Source organism: Nocardia sp. NPDC050799 (assembly GCF_040654015.1).
In the GTDB taxonomy this organism is placed as follows: domain Bacteria; phylum Actinomycetota; class Actinomycetes; order Mycobacteriales; family Mycobacteriaceae; genus Nocardia.
Window position 1 is genome coordinate 34,901 of sequence record NZ_JBFAHF010000021.1, and the last position, 17,040, is coordinate 51,940.

The 17,040-nt window shown below is 70.5% G+C and carries 14 protein-coding genes; 10 read left to right on the plus strand and 4 right to left on the minus strand.

From position 1 onward, the window contains the following. Positions 1-148: 148 nt before the first annotated feature. The 7 genes from AB0H42_RS21760 to AB0H42_RS21790 all read left to right on the plus strand — a co-directional run bounded on the left by AB0H42_RS21760 (position 149) and on the right by AB0H42_RS21790 (position 8,991). Positions 149-2,695, plus strand: a complete 2,547-nt coding sequence (locus tag AB0H42_RS21760; protein WP_357058533.1) for a primosomal protein N' — start codon at positions 149-151, stop codon at positions 2,693-2,695. Positions 2,696-2,976: 281 nt separating this feature from the next. Further along, positions 2,977-3,648, plus strand: a complete 672-nt coding sequence (locus tag AB0H42_RS21765) for a PadR family transcriptional regulator (protein ID WP_357058412.1) — start codon at positions 2,977-2,979, stop codon at positions 3,646-3,648. 134 nt (positions 3,649-3,782) lie between these two features. Then, positions 3,783-4,736, plus strand: a complete 954-nt coding sequence (locus tag AB0H42_RS21770; RefSeq protein WP_357058535.1) for an alpha/beta fold hydrolase — start codon at positions 3,783-3,785, stop codon at positions 4,734-4,736. 226 nt (positions 4,737-4,962) lie between these two features. Next, a complete protein-coding gene (def, locus tag AB0H42_RS21775) occupies positions 4,963-5,505 on the plus strand; it encodes a peptide deformylase (RefSeq protein ID WP_357058414.1) in 543 nt (180 codons plus the stop codon). Continuing rightward, the gene (fmt, locus tag AB0H42_RS21780) at positions 5,505-6,425 is read left to right on the plus strand and encodes a methionyl-tRNA formyltransferase (RefSeq protein WP_357058416.1); all 921 of its coding nucleotides are present in this window, start codon (positions 5,505-5,507) and stop codon (positions 6,423-6,425) included. The genes def and fmt overlap by 1 nt, the downstream gene beginning before the upstream one ends. 593 nt (positions 6,426-7,018) lie before the next feature. After that, positions 7,019-8,575 carry a transcription antitermination factor NusB gene (locus tag AB0H42_RS21785; RefSeq protein ID WP_357058418.1) on the plus strand — a complete coding sequence of 519 codons (1,557 nt, stop codon included), beginning with the start codon at positions 7,019-7,021 and terminating at the stop codon, positions 8,573-8,575. Positions 8,576-8,643: 68 nt separating this feature from the next. After that, positions 8,644-8,991, plus strand: coding sequence for an MmcQ/YjbR family DNA-binding protein (locus AB0H42_RS21790; RefSeq protein ID WP_357058420.1), 348 nt, complete (start codon positions 8,644-8,646; stop codon positions 8,989-8,991). 64 nt (positions 8,992-9,055) lie between these two features. Here the strand turns inward: AB0H42_RS21790 and AB0H42_RS21795 are convergent, their stop codons facing one another. The 3 genes from AB0H42_RS21795 to AB0H42_RS21805 form a co-directional block, all read right to left on the minus strand. Then, complete coding sequence (locus tag AB0H42_RS21795) at positions 9,056-11,206, minus strand: molybdopterin oxidoreductase family protein (RefSeq protein ID WP_357058422.1); 2,151 nt, start codon at positions 11,204-11,206, stop codon at positions 9,056-9,058. Between the two features lie 195 nt (positions 11,207-11,401). Then, positions 11,402-12,229: a SigB/SigF/SigG family RNA polymerase sigma factor gene (locus tag AB0H42_RS21800; RefSeq protein ID WP_357058537.1), complete on the minus strand. Its 828-nt coding sequence runs from the start codon at positions 12,227-12,229 to the stop codon at positions 11,402-11,404. A gap of 62 nt (positions 12,230-12,291) precedes the next feature. After that, the gene (locus AB0H42_RS21805) at positions 12,292-12,714 is read right to left on the minus strand and encodes an anti-sigma factor (RefSeq protein WP_357058423.1); all 423 of its coding nucleotides are present in this window, start codon (positions 12,712-12,714) and stop codon (positions 12,292-12,294) included. A gap of 236 nt (positions 12,715-12,950) precedes the next feature. Here AB0H42_RS21805 and rpe point away from each other — a divergent pair, with 236 nt between their 5' ends. Beyond that, entirely contained in the window at positions 12,951-13,622 is a 672-nt protein-coding gene (rpe, locus tag AB0H42_RS21810) for a ribulose-phosphate 3-epimerase (protein ID WP_357058539.1), read from the plus strand. Positions 13,623-13,949: 327 nt separating this feature from the next. Here rpe and AB0H42_RS21815 read toward each other — a convergent pair whose 3' ends face one another. Next, the gene (locus tag AB0H42_RS21815; RefSeq protein ID WP_357058425.1) at positions 13,950-14,411 is read right to left on the minus strand and encodes a hypothetical protein; all 462 of its coding nucleotides are present in this window, start codon (positions 14,409-14,411) and stop codon (positions 13,950-13,952) included. Positions 14,412-15,069: 658 nt separating this feature from the next. Between AB0H42_RS21815 and AB0H42_RS21820 the strand changes: the two genes are divergently transcribed. Both AB0H42_RS21820 and AB0H42_RS21825 read left to right on the plus strand, forming a co-directional pair. Beyond that, positions 15,070-15,690, plus strand: coding sequence for a riboflavin synthase (locus AB0H42_RS21820; RefSeq protein ID WP_357058427.1), 621 nt, complete (start codon positions 15,070-15,072; stop codon positions 15,688-15,690). A gap of 77 nt (positions 15,691-15,767) precedes the next feature. Then, the gene (locus AB0H42_RS21825; protein WP_265804754.1) at positions 15,768-17,012 is read left to right on the plus strand and encodes a bifunctional 3,4-dihydroxy-2-butanone-4-phosphate synthase/GTP cyclohydrolase II; all 1,245 of its coding nucleotides are present in this window, start codon (positions 15,768-15,770) and stop codon (positions 17,010-17,012) included. Positions 17,013-17,040 lie beyond the last annotated feature (28 nt).

Genomic DNA, 17,040 nt, shown 5'->3' on the forward strand with positions numbered 1-17,040 from the left:
CCGCGTGGATCGATCACCCACCGACACCCCCGCAGACCCCGCGTCGGCGGGGGTGTCGGCCGACGCGGGGCCGGCGCGTCGCCGGGCGGCTCGCGCGAAGAAGGCCGCGACCCCGGCCCCCGAGCCGGTCGAGAACCCGATCGCCCGGGTGCTGCCGCTACTCACCCCCGCGCATCTGGACCGCGATTTCGACTATCTGGTGCCGCCGGAGCTCGCCGATATCGCCCGTCCCGGTGTCCGCGTCCGGGTCCGGTTCGCGGGGCGGCTGGTGGACGGTTATCTGCTGTCCCGGCACGCCGAATCCGATCACCCGGGCAAGCTGGTCCGGCTGGAGCGGGTGGTATCCGCCGAACAAGTGCTCACCCCGGAGATCTTGCGCCTGGCAACCACCGTGGCGGCACGGTGCGCCGGGACCCGTGCCGACGTGCTGCGCCTGGCGATCCCGCCACGGCATGCGCGGGTGGAGAACGGGGGGCCGGTGAAGAAAACCGCGGAGATGGACGGCCCGACCGTCTCCGCGGTCGGCTCGGCGGCGTCCGGGGCCCCGGCGCCGGACGCCGCCGAGCCGCGTATGGGCACTTCGTCAGGTGTGCATGTCGGGCCGGGGACGGCCGACGAGCCGGGGACGGACGCCCGATCGGGCGATGACGTCAGGTCCGGTGGGGACGTCGGGCCGGGTGGGGACGTCGGGTTGGGTGGGGACGTCGGGTTGGGTGGGGACGTCGGGCCGGGTGGGGACGTCGGGCCGGGTGGGGACGTCGGGTTGGGTGCGGACGTCGGGCCGGGTGCGGACGCCGAATCAGGTACAGAGACCGGGTCGAGCACGGGCCACGGACCGGGCACTGGCACCGAAGCGGGCACGAACACCGGGGCAGGGGCGCCGCGGGGGACCTGCCGATCGACCGATTCCGGCTCGGGCGGTGAGGCGGCGCCGTTGCGTGTGGTCGACGTGCCCGGAGCCTCGGAGGAACCGAGGGAGTCCGGCGGATCGCCGGTGCACGGCTCGGATACCGGCAGCGCGGAGCCGCGAGAGGCGGACCGTTTCGACGCGGCGGGACGCGCGGCACTGCCCGCGGCAGTGGACACCGAGGCCTGGCGCCGGTACCGGCACGGGGACGCCTTCCTGACCGCACTCGCGGGCCGCCGGGGGCCGCGGGCGGCGTGGCAGGCACTGCCGGGAGAGGACTGGGCGCGGCGATTGGCCGAGCTCGCGGCGGTGGTGGTCGCGGAGGGCCGCAGCGCGATCCTGATGGTGCCCGACCAGCGCGACCTCGACCGGGTGCTCCGCGAATGTGAACGGCTGGTCGGTGATTCCGCCGTCGGATTGTCGGCGGGGCTGGGCCCGGCGGCCAGATACCGGCGCTGGCTGTCCGTTCTGCGCGGTACCGCGCGCGTGGTGGTGGGCACCCGCAGCGCGGTTTTCGCGCCCGCTGTGGATCTGGGCCTCGTCGCGATCTGGGACGACGGCGACGACACCTATGCCGAACCCCGCGCCCCCTACCCACACGTGCGGGAGGTCGCCATGCTCCGCGCCCACGACACCGGCGCGGCCTTTGTGGCGGCCGGATTCGCCCGGACTGCCGAGATCCAGGCCGTCGTGGAAACGGGATGGGCCCACGATCTGCTCGCCGACCGGGCCACCATACGGGCCGCCGCGCCGCGGATCAGCGCCCCGGGGGACAGCGATGCCGCGCTCGAACGCGATCCGATGGCGCGCGCGATCCGGATCCCCGCCGCCGCCTTCGCCGCAGCCCGGAAGGCACTCGCCGCCGGGTCCGGGGTGCTGGTGCAGGTGCCGCGCCGTGGGTACGTGCCGGCGCTCGCCTGTACTAAATGCCGCACACCCGCCCGTTGCCGCCGGTGTGTGGGGCCGCTGTCGTTGCCCGGGTCGGACCGTCCTGCCGGGGATCCGGGGACGGCGCACAGTCCGGTCTGCCGCTGGTGCGGGCGCACCGAGGCGGCGTTCCGGTGCCCGGCCTGCGGGGGCCGGGTGTTGCGCGCCGTGGTCATCGGTGCGGCGCGGACCGCCGAGGAACTCGGCCGGGCATTCCCCGGGGTGCCGATCCGCGGGTCCAGCGGCGCGGCAATCCTGGACACGGTGCCGCCCGGGCCCCAGGTCGTGGTGGCCACCGTCGGGGCCGAACCGTCGCTCGCCGGTGGTTACGGGGTGGGGCTGCTGCTGGACGGGTGGGCGCTGCTCGGCCGCGCCGATCTGCGCGCCGCGGAGGACGCCCTGCGTCGTTGGCTCAGCGCCGCGGCCCTGGTGCGGCCCGACGGTGAAGTGCTGGTGATGGCCGATCCCGCCGTGCCGACCGTGCAGGCGCTGCTGCGCTGGGATCCGGCCGGGCACGCGGCCGCCGAACTGGCGCAGCGGACCGAGGTCGGATTCCCGCCGGCGGTGCGGATGGCGGCGGTGGACGGCACTCCGGACGGTATCGCCGGACTGCTCGCCGCCGCCGAACTCCCAGCGGCGGTGGAGGTACTGGGCCCGGTGCCGCTACCGGCCGCCGCGCGGCCGCCCTCCGGTACGCGCGGCGACGACCCGGATGCCGAGGTCGAACGGGTGCTGCTGCGAACGCCGCGAACACGTGGCGCGGCGCTGACCCGGGCGCTCACGGCGGCGCAGGCGATCCGGAGCAGTCAGCGGGCGGAGTCGCCGCCGCGGGTTCAGATAGACCCGCTGGACATCGGCTGACCCGCCCGGGCCCGGGGCCGTGTGGTGCCCCCGAGCCCGGGCGGCAGACCGGGCGAGCAGGCTGCCCGGTCGCGCACCGGGCGACGCCACGGGTGGACGGGCGAATATCGACGCACGGAGCCGGTATCGCGGGCGCTCTGGTCGGTGGTGATCCGCCCGTATATCCGCCGGACGCTGGTGTCGGGACGATCGAGGGATTAATCCGGCAGAGGTTGCGTTGGATAGATTGTCGATATATCGTCGATGCTACGTCAACCGATCGAGTAGCTCAGGAGGCTGCTATGGAGAACATCGAGAACACAGAATTTCGCCCGGGTCACGGGCGTCGTGGGCGCGGCCCACGTCCGGGCGGTTTCGGTCCGGGCGGTCCGTTCCGGCACGGTGGCCCGCCCGGTTTCGGCCCAGGGTTCGGCGGGGACTTCGGTCCCGGGTTCGGCCCCGGATTCGGACCGGGTTTCGGCTCGGGATTCGGACGCGGGCGCGGCCGGGGCGGCCGGGGCCGGCGCGGCGATGTACGGGCGGCGATCCTGCTGCTGCTCGCGGAGCGCCCCATGCACGGCTACGAGCTGATCCAGCAGATCCGCGAACGCAGTGACGACCTCTGGCGGCCCAGCCCCGGATCCATTTATCCGGCGCTGTCGCAGTTGGAGGACGAGGGTCTGATCACCATCGAGAAAGTTGCCGGCCGCAAGACCGCGCAACTGACCGAGACAGGGACAGCTCATGTGACGGAGAACCGGGCGGAGCTCGGGGACCCGTGGGCCGACGTCAAGGAAGGAGTCGGCGCGCACACCAGCGATCTGCGGGCCCTGATCGGCCCGCTCATGGGCGCGGTCGCGCAGGTGGCGGCGGCAGGTACCCCGGAGCAGGCGGCCAAGGCGGCCGAGGTGCTCACCGATGCCCGGAAGGCGTTGTACCGCATCCTCGCCGGAGACGAGGATTCCGGAAAGTAACGGGGTGATCAAGACCTCCGGCTCCGGTTCTCCGCCGCGCCGGCAGGGTGGAAGATTGTGTTGTGAAACAACTTCGATGGCCGACGGGGCGGGACGGTTCACAAACCGGCAGGCGTGTCCTGCGGGCGGTGACCGTGGCTGTCGCACTGGCTGGGTCGGTGTTGCTCGCGAGTGTCGAGAGCACCGCTCAGCCGGCCGGTTACCTCCCCGCGTCGGTCCCCACGGACCCCGCTCCACCGCAACCCGACCAGCTGGGCGCGGTGCTCTATATGAAATCCCATCCGGACGCGGTGCCCCGCGGCGTCAACGATTTCGGATGTGTCCCGGACGCGGCCCATCCGCGGCCGGTGATCCTCGCGCACGGCACCGACGCGAGCGCCTACACCGACTGGTCGGTCATCGGGCCGCAGCTCGTGGACCACGGCTTCTGCGTCTTCGCGCTGAATTACGGTGGTAAACCGGGCGCCGGTACCTACGGCACCGAGGACATCGTGCTCAGCGCTTACCAGATCGCGCAGTTCGTCGACGAGGTACGCGCCGCGACGGGAGCCCGGCAGGTCGATCTGGTCGGATTCTCCCAGGGCGCCAATGTCACTCGCTACTACATCAACAAACTCGGCGGCGCGCCCCACGTCGGCAACTGGGTCGGTCTGGCGTCGCCCACCTACGGCGGGGTGCTGTACGGCCTGGTCCCGGTCGCCGAGCAGCTTCCGGGCGCGATGGACCTGGCGACCCGGGCGGTCTCCGTGGCGGCGGTCCAGCAGGTGCAGGGTTCACCGTTCATGCGGGAACTCAACGCGGGCGGCGACACCGTTCCGGGGGTGCGCTACACCACGGTCGGCAGCCGGGTCGACGAAGTGATCCAGCCCTTCGGCAATATCGCGCTGCGCGGGCCGGGGGCACACAACATCGTCCTGCAGGACCGCTGCCCGGTCGACCTCACCGGCCATTTCCACATGGTCTACGACCCGTACGTGTTCCAGTTGCTGTTCCAGGCCCTCGACCCCGAACACGCCCCCGGACCGGTGTGCGTCCCGGTATCGCTCGGCACCGGCATACCCCAGGTGATCATCGGCGGGAACATCTGAGGCCGGGTCGACGGCGTCGCCTCCGGCGGCGCGGGCCCTCGTGGTCGTCGTTCTCGGGACGGCCGCCCGCACCTCGCACGCGCTCCGGAACCGGCGCGTGGGATCCGGCCGCGTGGGCCGTCCATGCGGAGCGGACCGGAGGTGTGCGCGGACGCCCTGAGCACGGTCGTGCCGGGCTACCTAGAATGAAACCTTCCTGCCCTGCCACATGTCTTCGGGAGCTACCGTGACCGTCCAGTCCGTCCGCCTCTTCGGCGATCCGATCCTGCGAGCCCGCGCGGCGGAGGTCACCGAGTTCGGCCCCGAACTGCGGCAGCTGGTGACCGACCTGACCGACACCATGTACGACGACGGCGGAGTGGGGATGGCGGCCCCGCAGATCGGTGTCGGCCTGCGCGTGTTCGTCTACGACACCCGCGACGCCCGCGGGCATCTGATCAACCCGAGCTGGACCGCGCTGGACGAGGAGGAACAGATCGGTCCGGAGGGCTGCCTGTCGATCCCGGGGGTCAATCACGATACGAGGCGGGCCATGCGGGTGCGGGCGACCGGCGTGGATGTGGACGGCAACCCGGTCGAATTCGAGGCCGACGGACTGCTGGCGCGCTGTGTGCAGCACGAAACAGATCATCTGGACGGCACTCTGTTCATCGACCGGCTCGATCCCCCCGACCGGAAGCAGGCCATGCGCACCATCCGTGAATCCGACTGGTTCATCGCCGGGCTGACCGTCCGGCCGAGCCGCGCCCTCGCCGAGCGGGACCGCTGATGCGGATCGTCTTCGCCGGTACTCCCGACCCGGCGGTCCCGTCGCTGCGCCGGCTCCTCGATTCCCGGCACGAGGTGGTCGCCGTGGTGACGCGGCCGGACGCCGTCGCCGGGCGTGGCCGGAAGCTGAAACGCTCACCGGTCGGGCAACTCGCCGACGAACACGGTATTCCGGTCCTCACCCCGGGTAAGCCCGGCGATCCCGAATTCGTCGAGGCGCTCGCGGAGCTGGCGCCGGACTGCTGCCCGGTGGTCGCCTACGGCGCGCTGCTACCGCCGCGGGTGCTGGAGATCCCGAAGTACGGCTGGATCAATCTGCATTTCTCGCTGCTGCCCGCCTGGCGCGGCGCGGCACCGGTCCAGGCCGCCATCGCGGCCGGCGACGAGATCACCGGCGCGTCCACTTTCCGGATCGAGACCGGTCTGGACACCGGACCGGTCTACGGCGTGGTGACCGAGCGGATCGCGGTCACCGATACCGCCGCCGATCTCCTGGGCCGGCTGTCCGACAGCGGCGCGGCGCTGCTGGAGCAGACCCTCGACGGTGTCGAGGACGGCACTCTGCAGGCGATTCCGCAACCGGCGGACGGAGTCTCCTACGCACCCAAGATCACCGTCGAGGCGGCACAGGTCCGCTGGGATCAGCCCGCGCTGGCCGTCGGCCGCGCCATCCGGGCGGTGACTCCGTTCCCCGGCGCCTGGACCACGGTCGCCGGGAACCGTCTCAAGCTGGGTCCGGTGGAGCTGGTCGAAGAGGTGCTGCCCGAGCGGCAGATCGAGGTGCGCAAAACCGGTGTTCTCGTCGGTACCGCCACCACCGCGGTGCGGCTGGACCAGGTGCAACCGCAGGGTAAACGGATGATGGCCGCACTCGATTGGGCGCGCGGCGCCCGTCTGGCACCCGGCGCGGTGGTCGAATGACCGGCTCGAGCGGCGATCGGCCCCGGGGCTTCCGGCGCCACGCCGACCCCCGCGTGGTCGAATCCGAGGCCCCGGACAACGAATCGCCGGAGCGCCGGGGTGGTGTCGGGCCGGGCGGCGGGCCGGGCCGGCGACCGGACGAACCCCGGCAGGATCGGAGCGAGGGCGGTGCTCGCGGCGGCGAGCGTGCGTCCGGGTCCGCGCCGGACCGGAGTCCGGGCGGTTTCCGCCGGGGCGAGCGTGCAGATGATGCCCGGCAGGGCGAGCGGTCGGGCGGGGCCCGGCAGGACCAGCGCTCGGCAGGTTTCCGCCGGGGCGAACCTCCGGCCGGCTCCCGGCAGGATCGGCGCGAGGGCGGTTCCCGTACCGACCGGCGGCCGACCGGTGACCGCCCGGCCGGTCCCCGCGGAGATCGTCCGGCCGCGGAAGCCCGGGGTAACCGCGAGGCCATCGCCGATCCACGCCGACGCCGGGATCGACCCGAAACCAGGGGATACGGTGAGCCCGGCGGGGGCCGCGGGAAGCCGCCGGACCGCGAGGCCGAGCCCGGTCGCAGCACGGGTGGCGGTCGCCGTCCCGACCGGGAAACCGGTGTGAGTCGGGGTCATCGCCCGGCCGGAGCGTCCGACCGCCCCGGCCGGAGTAAAGCCGCCGCGGGCACCGATGCCGCCCGGAAAGGAACGGATGACAGCCGGGACGACCGGCGCGGGGATCGGCGCCGCGGCTCGGCGGCGGCCGCGCAGGGCCGCGGCGCCGGGAAACGGGCCGATGGTCCGGTCCGGGACCGGCCCGGCCGGGGTCATGGTGCCGCGCGCACTCCGGCGGACCCGGCGCGCACCGTGGCGCTGGAGACCCTGCGCGCCGTCCGTGACCGGGACGCCTACGCCAACCTGGTGCTGCCCGGACTGCTGCGCGAGTATCGCGTGGAGGGACGTGACGCGGCTCTGGCCACCGAACTCGGTTACGGAGCGTGCCGGGCCCTGGGCGTGCTCGACGCGGTGATCGCCGACTGCGCCGGACGTGAGATCGACGAGATCGACGGCTCGCTGCTGGATATCCTGCGCCTCGGCGCCTACCAGTTGCTGCGCACCCGGGTCGAACCGCACGCCGCGGTGCACACCGCGGTCGAATTCGCCCGTGCCGAATCCGGTACGGGGCGTGCCGGTTTCGTCAACGCGGTGCTGCGCCGCGTCGCCGAGCGGAGTGCGCAGGAGTGGATCGAGCGGCTCGCCCCCGCCGATCCGATCGGCCGCATGGCCTTCGAATACGCCCATCCGAGGTGGATCGCGCAGGCGTTCGCCGATGCGCTGGGCGCGGACGCGGATGAACTGCCGGAGCTGCTCGCCGCGGACGACGCCCGGCCGCTGGTGCACCTGGTGGCGCGGCCCGGCGATATCACCGCCGAGGAACTCGCGCTGGTCACCGGTGGCGAGGAGGGCCGGTGGTCGCCGTACGCGGTGTACCTGGAGGGCGGTGACCCGGGCGCGCTGGAACCCGTGCGGGAGGGCATGGCCGCGGTCCAGGACGAGGGCAGTCAGCTGGTGGCCCTGGCGCTCACCCGCGCCCCGCTGCACGGCACCGACGGCGGCCGCTGGCTGGACCTGTGCGCGGGTCCGGGCGGAAAGACGGTGCTGCTCGGAGCGCTGGCCGATATCGACGGTTTCCGGGTCGACGCGGTCGAGCCGGCCCGGCACCGGGCCGAACTGGTCCGTACCGCGACGCGCGGGCTGCCCGTACAGGTGCATATCGCCGACGGCCGCGACAGCGGCCTGGCCGCCGGCTACGACCGCATCCTGGTGGACGCCCCGTGTACCGGCCTCGGCGCGCTGCGCCGCCGTCCGGAGGCCCGGTGGCGGCGAACTCCCGCCGATATCGCCGATCTGGTTGCTCTCCAGCGCGAACTGCTGACCGCGGCCTGGGACCTGGTGCGCCCCGGTGGTGTGGTGGTGTACTCCACCTGCTCGCCTCATCTGCCGGAAACCGTTGCCGTAGTAGCGGATACGGTTCGCCGCACCGGTGCCGAACAGCTCGACGCCCGCCCACTGCTACCCGGGGTCACCGGGCTCGGCGCGGGCCCGGCGGTCCAGTTGTGGCCGCACCGGCACGGGACCGACGCCATGTTCGTGGCCGCGCTGCGCAAACCGGGGTAACCGCCGGGCGCGCGCGAGTAGCGCCGGATTTCCGAACCTGCCGCGTCCGCGCCCGGCACACTGTCGCTATGGGTATCACCTGGGCGCACGTGGTACGGATGGCCACCGAGCTGCCGGAGGTCGCCGAATCGACCTCCTACCGCACCCCGGCTCTGAAAGCGGCGGGCAAGAGTTTCGCGCGGTTGCGTACCGAAGCCGAGGGCGGTCTCGCGCTGCGCTGCGAGATGGTGGAGAAGGGGGCGCTGCTGGCCTCCGGCGACCCAGCCTTCTACACCACCCCGCACTACGACGGCTATCCCTACATCCTCATCGACCTCCACCGGGTCGATCCCGGGCAGTTGCGCGAACTGTTGGACGCGGCTTGGTGGCTGGTCGCGCCCGCGCGATTACGGCGTGCCCGCGAGCGCGACCTGTGACGTATGCCCCCACCGGGGGTCGCGGGGGTGAGCCGGCATGGTCCCGGCCCTCGGCGGGCACCGCCTATACGGCGTGGACCTTCACCCAGGTGCTGTTGACCGCGGCATTACCGGAGATACGGTCCACCTGTTCCGGATCGTGCAGCAGGTTCACGTTCGCGCCCGGCACCGCGGCCGCGATGGTCCAGCCGACACCCGGCTCGCCGTGACCCCACCCGTGCGGGATGGCGACCGTACCCGGCCGGATCTCGTCGCTGATCTCCACCGGCACCACGATCGAGCCGATGGGTGAGCTCACCGTGACCCGGCCGCCGTCGGACAGTCCGCGCGCGGTCGCGTCCTGCGGATGCATGAGCGCGGTGCAGCGGTCGCGGCCCTTCACCATCGACGGCACATTGTGCAGCCAGGAGTTGTTGCTGCGCAGATGGCGCCGGCCGATGAGACGCAGATCGAAACCGAGGTCGCGGTCCGCGCCGCCCCCGCGTGCCTCGTCGAGGAGCCGGCGCGCCTCGGTGATGAACTGCCGCGGTGCCAGCTGGACTTTGCGGTCGGCGGTGGCGATGAGCGAATGCAGCCGCGGCTGCAGCGGGCCCAGGTCGATACCGCCGCGGGCTTCGCGTACCTTCTGCACGGTCACGCCCTTACGGCCCCGGCGCAGTACGCCGTGCGGGCCGACCGCGACACCGAGTGCCGCGGCCCGCAGCGGGCTGAACCGGGCGAAGACCGCGTTGAGGGCGCGGCCGGTGAGCGAGCGCAGCGGAAGCGGCAGGATCTCGGTGGTCAGCCGGGCCATGATCTCCCAGTCCTCCAACCCCTCCTGCTCGGGTGCGACCGCTCGCGCGTTGAAACGAATGTTGTTGTGCACGCTGAACATGGTGAGCAGGATGTCGAGATCCTCGCGTTCCAGCGGCGACAGCGGCGGCAGGATAATGTCGGCGTGCCGGGTCGTCTCGGTGATGTACATGTCCACGGCCACATAGAAATCAAGCGAACCCAGCGCTTTGTCGAGCTGTCCGCGCTGCGGGGTGGACAGGACCGGGTTGCCCGCGTAGGTGATCATGGCGCGGATACGGTCCGGGCCGTCGTCGAGGATCTCCGAGGCCAGCGCGGCCACCGGCAGTTCGAACCGGAACGATTTGTACTTACCGGAGCGGTCGGTCCACGCGCCGTAGGATGGCGACACCCGGCGCGCCAGCGGCAGCAGGTCCACGGCCGGGGTGGCATACATCTGGCCGCCCGGACTGTCGAGGTTTCCGGTGATCGCGTTGATGGTGTTGACCAGCCAGTGGGTGATGGTGCCGGTCAGCGTCTGGCACACCCCGATACGCGCGTACATCACCGCCGATTTCGCGGCCGCGTGCTCGCGGGCCAGCCGCCGGATCGTCTCGGCGTCCACGCCGGCGTAGGGGGCGGCGTCCTCGGGCGTGAAACCGGCGACCAGTTCGCGCAGCTCGTCCAGTCCGGCGCACTGGGTCCGGACGGCGGTCCGGTCGCAGAGATCCTCGGTGATCAGTACGTGCAGGACGGCCAGCAGCAGATAGGGATCGCCACCCGGCAGGACCGAGACGTGCTCGTCGGCCAGCCGGGCGGTCTCGGTACGCCGTGGATCGATCACCACGACCTTGCCGCCGCGGGCACGCACCTGCTTGATGCGGTCGCGGGCGCCCGGCATGGTGGTGACCGATCCGTTGGATACCGCGGGGTTGGCGCCGATGATCACCATCCGGTCGGTGCGGTCGATATCGGCGATGGGCATGAGGAAGTTCGACCCGTACATCTGCCAGGCCACGAATTCCTGCGGGAACTGGTCGATCGAGGAGGCCGTGTAGAAATTGCGGGTCATCAGCGCCATGCGGAGCGCGAAGGCATACATGATCGCCGAATTGTGGGCGGCCGGATTGCCGAGGTACATGCCCACCGAATGCGGTCCGTGCTCCCGGCGCACCCGGCGCAGGCGGTTGCCGATCTCGCGGAAGGCCTCGTCCCAGCCGATGGGCTCGAATTTCTCGCCGACCCGGCGCACCGGGGTACGCAGCCGGTCCGGATCGTCGTGCAGGCCCGCCATGGCGGTGGCCTTGGGACAGATGTAGCCCTTGGACAGCACATCGTCGGGGTTGCCTTCGATCTTGGCCACTTTCGTGTCCTCGACGGTCACCAGGATGCCGCAGTGCGCTTCGCACAGGGTGCATTGCCGGGCGATGGTTTCAGCGGTCATAACTCACGTCACCTTCCGCCGCGTCGTCGTCGACGCGCGACCCGCAGGAGCGCCGGATTACGGGGCTGATCCGGCTGATCGGTTGCTCGAGGAGAAGAGGGGGCTCTCGGAATGGTCGTTTGAGATAAATACCCACTCATACTCTCAAAGATGAGGGTAGACCGAACGGCGAAGCGGGCACAACAGCTGCGGCGCTTACTCCCGGGACGACTGTTCGCGCAACCGGGCCAGCGTTTTGGCGAGAATGCGCGATACGTGCATCTGCGAAATACCCATCTGCTGCGCGATTTGTGTCTGGGTCATCGACTCGAAGAACCGCATGGTGAGAATCCGCCGCTCCCGCTCGGGCAATCCGGCCAGCAGCGGCCGGATCGCCACGTATTCCTCGACCCGGTCGAATTGCGCTTCCTCTTCGCCGAGCGTATCCAGCAGGGACGCGTCCGTATCGCGTCCCACCGAGGCGGCGTCGATCGATGTCGGCTGATAGGCGTTACCGGCGATAACGGCCTGGGTCACTTCGTCCGGATCGACATCCAGCTCGGCGGCGATCTCCTTGGCCGTCGGCGAACGACCCAGCGACTGCGACAGCGAATCCACCGCCGCACCGATCCGCAGATGGGTCTCCTTGACCCGGCGCGGCACCCGCATCGCCCAGGTGTTGTCCCGGAAATACCGGCGCACCTCGCCCATGATCGTGGGCACCGCGAACGACAGGAAGTTCGAACCGCGCGAGATATCGAAACGGTCCACCGCGTGCACCAGGCCCACCCGGGCCACCTGGGTCAGATCGTCGAACGGCTCGCCGCGGCCACTGAACTTCCGGGCGATATGGTCGGCCAGCGGAATGCAGCGCGCGATCAACTCGTTGCGCAGCGCCGCCTGCTCCGCCGAATCCGGTTCGGTACCGGCGAGCCGGACGAACAGATCCGCGACATCGTCGTAGCCGCCCGCCGACGACGATTTCTCCAGCTCCTCGCGGGTTTCGGTATCGGCCTCGGCGTCGGCTTCGGCGGTGTCGGCCACGCTCGCCGATTCCCGATCGTGCTCATCCTCGGGAGATTCGAGCGGCTTGTCCTGCTCGCTCACTACGCTTTCCCCCGGACCCGACGGAATTCGACCGCTGTCGGATATCCGGAAACCTGCTGATCGAAGGGGTCCTGCCGGGCGTCCACCGAATCGGTCAGGGTACGTAGGACGTGCCAGCCGAAACTGCGCGCGTCAGGCAGTCCCTCCTGCGCCGCCACCCCGGCGACCTGCACCAATAATTCGGTGTCGCCGATGCTGAACACACACTGCAGGCTCGTCTCGGGCGCCGCCAGGCCGATCAGCGTGGAACATGCCTCGTCCACCGCCAGCCGGATATCGGCGACCTCGTCCAGCGTGAAATCACTGAGCAGGACCAGAGTCTCGGCGAGACCGCGCACGATCGGCAACTGCGTCACCGATGCCGCCACCCGAATCTCCACCGGGGCACCGTGGAGCCCTTGTTCCGCCGAAGTATTGATCACGCAGCCGAGTGTATGGGCGCATCGTCACAAGGAGGGGGGCGGGGCACGCCCGCAGGCGGGATCCGGCCGAGAAGCCGGGGCCTCGGTGCCGCCCGTCGGTTCCCGAGGGCCGGCGGCCCCGCCCTGCCGGAGGCGTCACCGGCGAACACGGCCCCGGGCCCGCGCCGCCCCGGGCGCCGCCATACACTCCCGCTGTGACTGCGTCCGAGCCCACGTTCACCCGTCCTCCGGTCCCGATGATCGCCCCGTCGATTCTGTCCGCCGATTTCGCCCGGCTGGCCGACGAGGCCGACGCGGTATCGACCGCCGACTGGTTGCACGTCGATGTGATGGACGCGCATTTCGTCCCGAATCTGACCCTGGGGCTGCCGGTGGTGCAGAGCCTGCTGAAGGCCACCGATATTCCGCTGGACTGCCATCTGATGATCGAGGATCCGGCCCGGTGGGCGCCGCCGTACGCGGAAGCGGGTGCCTACAACGTGACTTTCCACGCCGAGGCGACCGAGGATCCGGTGGCCGTGGCCCGTGATATCCGGGCCGCCGGCGCCAAAGCGGGGCTGTCGGTGAAGCCGAACACCCCCATCGAGCCGTACCTGGAGATCCTGCGCCACTTCGACACGCTGCTGGTGATGAGTGTCGAACCCGGGTTCGGCGGGCAGTCGTTCATTCCGGAGGTGCTGGAGAAGGCCCGGATCGTGCGGCGTCTGGTCGATGCGGGGGAGTTGCGCCTGGTGGTGGAGATCGACGGCGGGATCAACGCCGACACCATCGAGCAGGCCGCGGCGGCCGGTATCGACTGTTTCGTGGCGGGTTCGGCGGTGTACAACACCGAGGATCCCGGCGCGACGGTGGAGAAGCTGCGGCGGCAGGCGGAATCGAGCCGGTCGGCGCATCAGCTCACCCGCTGAAGTCCGTGGGCCGCATCGTCGCGCACACCTCATCCTGCGAGACCAGTGGGACGAAGCCGAGCGGGTGTGCCGTGCCTCCGCCGAAGCCGGCCGAGTGGAGGGTATGAGCGTGTTGGGAATGCTCCTCGAACAGCGCGGCGATCCAATCGAAGCCCGGCACTGGCAGGAGGCGGCCCGGGCAGTGTTGCCCGGTCCGAACCGACGAGAGGCCGAGCCACCTCCGGAATGATCGGGTGCGCCGAGGCGGTTCCGCCGTCGGAAAGTGCGAGAAGCGGGAGAACGGGGGCCGGCCTCGTTTCGGTCCCCGCGGCTACGATCGGCCCGGGCTCAGCGGGTACCGGCAGAGCACTCGCGTGCGGCGTCGACCACCGCGTGCTGGGGCGGCCGGGTCCCCAGTACGTCGGGACCCGCGACCCACAGGCGGTAGCCGCTGGCCTCGTCATCGGGTGAGGGCAGCACGATCTGGCTGCCGGTACCGGCGACGGTGGTGTAGAGGCGGAAGAGTTCGGCGGCCGCGGTTGCGGTGAATTCCTCGTGCCGGGTGGGACCGGTGAGGAAGGTCCAGCGCCGGGCTCGGGGGTGGGCGAAGACCGGTCCGGCGATCCCCGCCGCCCGCAGTCGTGACAACACCTGTTCACCGAGTTCGGTCGGCATGGTGACGGCGCCGTAGGTGGCGCCCACATGCAGCAGGATACGTCGGGAGGCGGGATCGACCACCGCGGGCAGCAGATCCTTCTCCCGGTACCGCCGGCAGTGTCGCTCCAGGGCGGATTCGGTGAAAGTGGTCATGGCGGTTCGGCTTCCTCGAGTGGTGGCGTGCCCGGCCGGGGCGCGGGCATCCACCGGGGCGGATGTCGCACGGATCCGACGGGTGTGGTCACCGCGGGGATCCGGTGCCCGGACAACACTGTCGCTGGGCCGAGAGACGCTGGATCACCGCGGCGGTGCGAGGTCTCCCCGGCCCGGACTGTTGTGGGCGGATCCAGTTGTCGTGATGGCTTGTGGCACACGGTGTTCCGCGGCGGTGGCCGTCCTCGTACGAGTGCTGCGCCGGGCCGCACCGCGGGGTGGTCGAGGTGGGTGAACCGGTCACCTCACAATATTGCGTCAGCCGCTGTGAGCGTGCAAATCGAGAAACATTTCGGGTTTCGATGCGGTATCGGTGGGGCAAAGAGGCCGCGGGCGGATCCGGTCCGGACCGGATCGCGGCCCGTCGGAAGTGGTATGGCCGAATGCGGGCCGGATGTGACCGCCATCTCTCGATCGGAAAATATCCGGATCGCCTCCCGTGATGCGAGGCTGCGCGACCAGGGGCTCCCACAGGGTGGTCCGCGTCATGGCCGGGCCGGAGGGTGGGAACTAGTCTGGTCGTGGACGGCGAACTGGGAATACTCGGTACCACTCCCGCCGTTCCGTATGCGGAACACCGACGCGAACGGGAGAAGACATGTTCACGGGCATCGTCGAGGAACTGGGCGAAATCGTCGCCCGCGAACAATCCGCCGACGCGGCGCGGCTGACGATCCGCGGGAAGGTGGTCACCTCCGATGCCGGACACGGAGATTCGATCGCGGTCAACGGTGTCTGTCTGACCGTCGTCGACGTCGTCGACGACGCGTTCACCGTCGATGTCATGGGCGAGACGTTGCGCCGGTCGAGTATCGGCGGTCTGGAACCGGGTTCGCGGGTCAATCTGGAGCGCGCGGCCGCGGTGAACAGCCGGCTCGGGGGCCATATCGTCCAGGGGCACGTGGACGGCACCGGCGCCATCCTGGCCCGGACCCCGGCGGACAACTGGGAAGTGGTCCGGATCTCGCTGCCCGACGCGATCGCCAGGTACGTGGTCGAGAAGGGCTCCATCACCGTGAACGGCATTTCGCTCACCGTCTCCGGGCTGGGCCGGGCCGATACACCGGCCGCCGATGGCAACCGGGACTGGTTCGAGGTCTCGCTCATCCCGACCACACTGAGTCTCACCGATCTGGGCACATCCACCCCCGGGACCGTCGTGAATCTCGAGGTCGACGTGATCGCCAAGTACGTCGAGCGCCTCCAGCAGCGCGGCTGATGACTGCGGCCGCACCCGAACCGGCCGAACAGACCCAGTAGTGTGATCGGGACCTATCGAGATGGAGCATTACAGACGTGACCAGGTTCGACAGCATCGAGCGCGCGGTCGCCGATATCGCGGCCGGTAAACCGGTCGTCGTGGTCGACGACGAGGACCGGGAGAACGAGGGAGACCTCATCTTCGCCGCGGAGAAGGCCACCCCGGAGCTCGTGGCGTTCATGATCCGCTACACCTCGGGTTACATCTGTGCACCGCTCACCGGTGACGATTGCGATCGGCTGGGACTGCCGCCGATGTACGCGGTGAACCAGGACAAGCACGGCACCGCGTACACCGTGTCGGTGGATGCCCGAGAGGGCGTGACCACCGGTATCTCCGGTGCCGACCGGGCCACCACCATCCGGTTGCTGGCCGACGGCGATGCCAAACCGAACGATTTCACCCGTCCCGGTCATGTGGTGCCGCTACGCGCCAAGGATGGGGGCGTGCTCCGCCGGCCCGGTCATACCGAGGCCGCCGTGGATCTGGCACGGATGGCCGGGCTGCGGCCGGCCGGGGTGATCTGCGAGATCGTCAGCCAGAAGGAAGACGGGCATATGGCCCGCACCGACGAGCTGCGGGTTTTCGCCGACGAGCACGAACTGGCGCTGATCTCGATCGCCGAGATGATCGCCTGGCGGCGTAAGCACGAGAAGCATGTCGTGCGGGTCGCCCAGGCGCGTATCCCGACCGTGCACGGCGAGTTCACCGCTGTCGGGTACCAGAGCATCTACGACGATGTCGAACATGTCGCGCTGGTCCGCGGGGATGTCGGTGACGGCGAGGACATGCTGGTCCGGGTGCACTCGGAGTGCCTGACCGGTGATGTGTTCGGTTCGCTGCGCTGCGACTGCGGGCCGCAGCTGGACGCGGCCCTGGAGATGGTGGCCGCCGAGGGCCGCGGCGTGGTGCTCTACATGCGCGGGCACGAAGGCCGCGGTATCGGGCTCATGCACAAGCTGCAGGCCTATCAGCTGCAGGATTCGGGCCACGATACGGTCGACGCCAATATCGAGCTCGGCCTGCCCGCCGATGCCCGCGACTACGGGACCGGCGCGCAGATTCTGGTCGATCTGGGACTGCGGTCCATGCGGCTGCTCACCAACAACCCGGCCAAACGGGTCGGGCTCGACGGCTACGGACTGCGGATCACCGAACGGGTGCCGATGCCGGTCCGGGCCAATGCCGAGAACCTGCGCTATCTGCGCACCAAACGCGACCGGATGGGCCACGACCTGGTGGGTCTCGACGATCTGGATCTGGGGGAGACAGCGCAGTGACGTTCTCCGGATCGAAAGGCGGAAACCG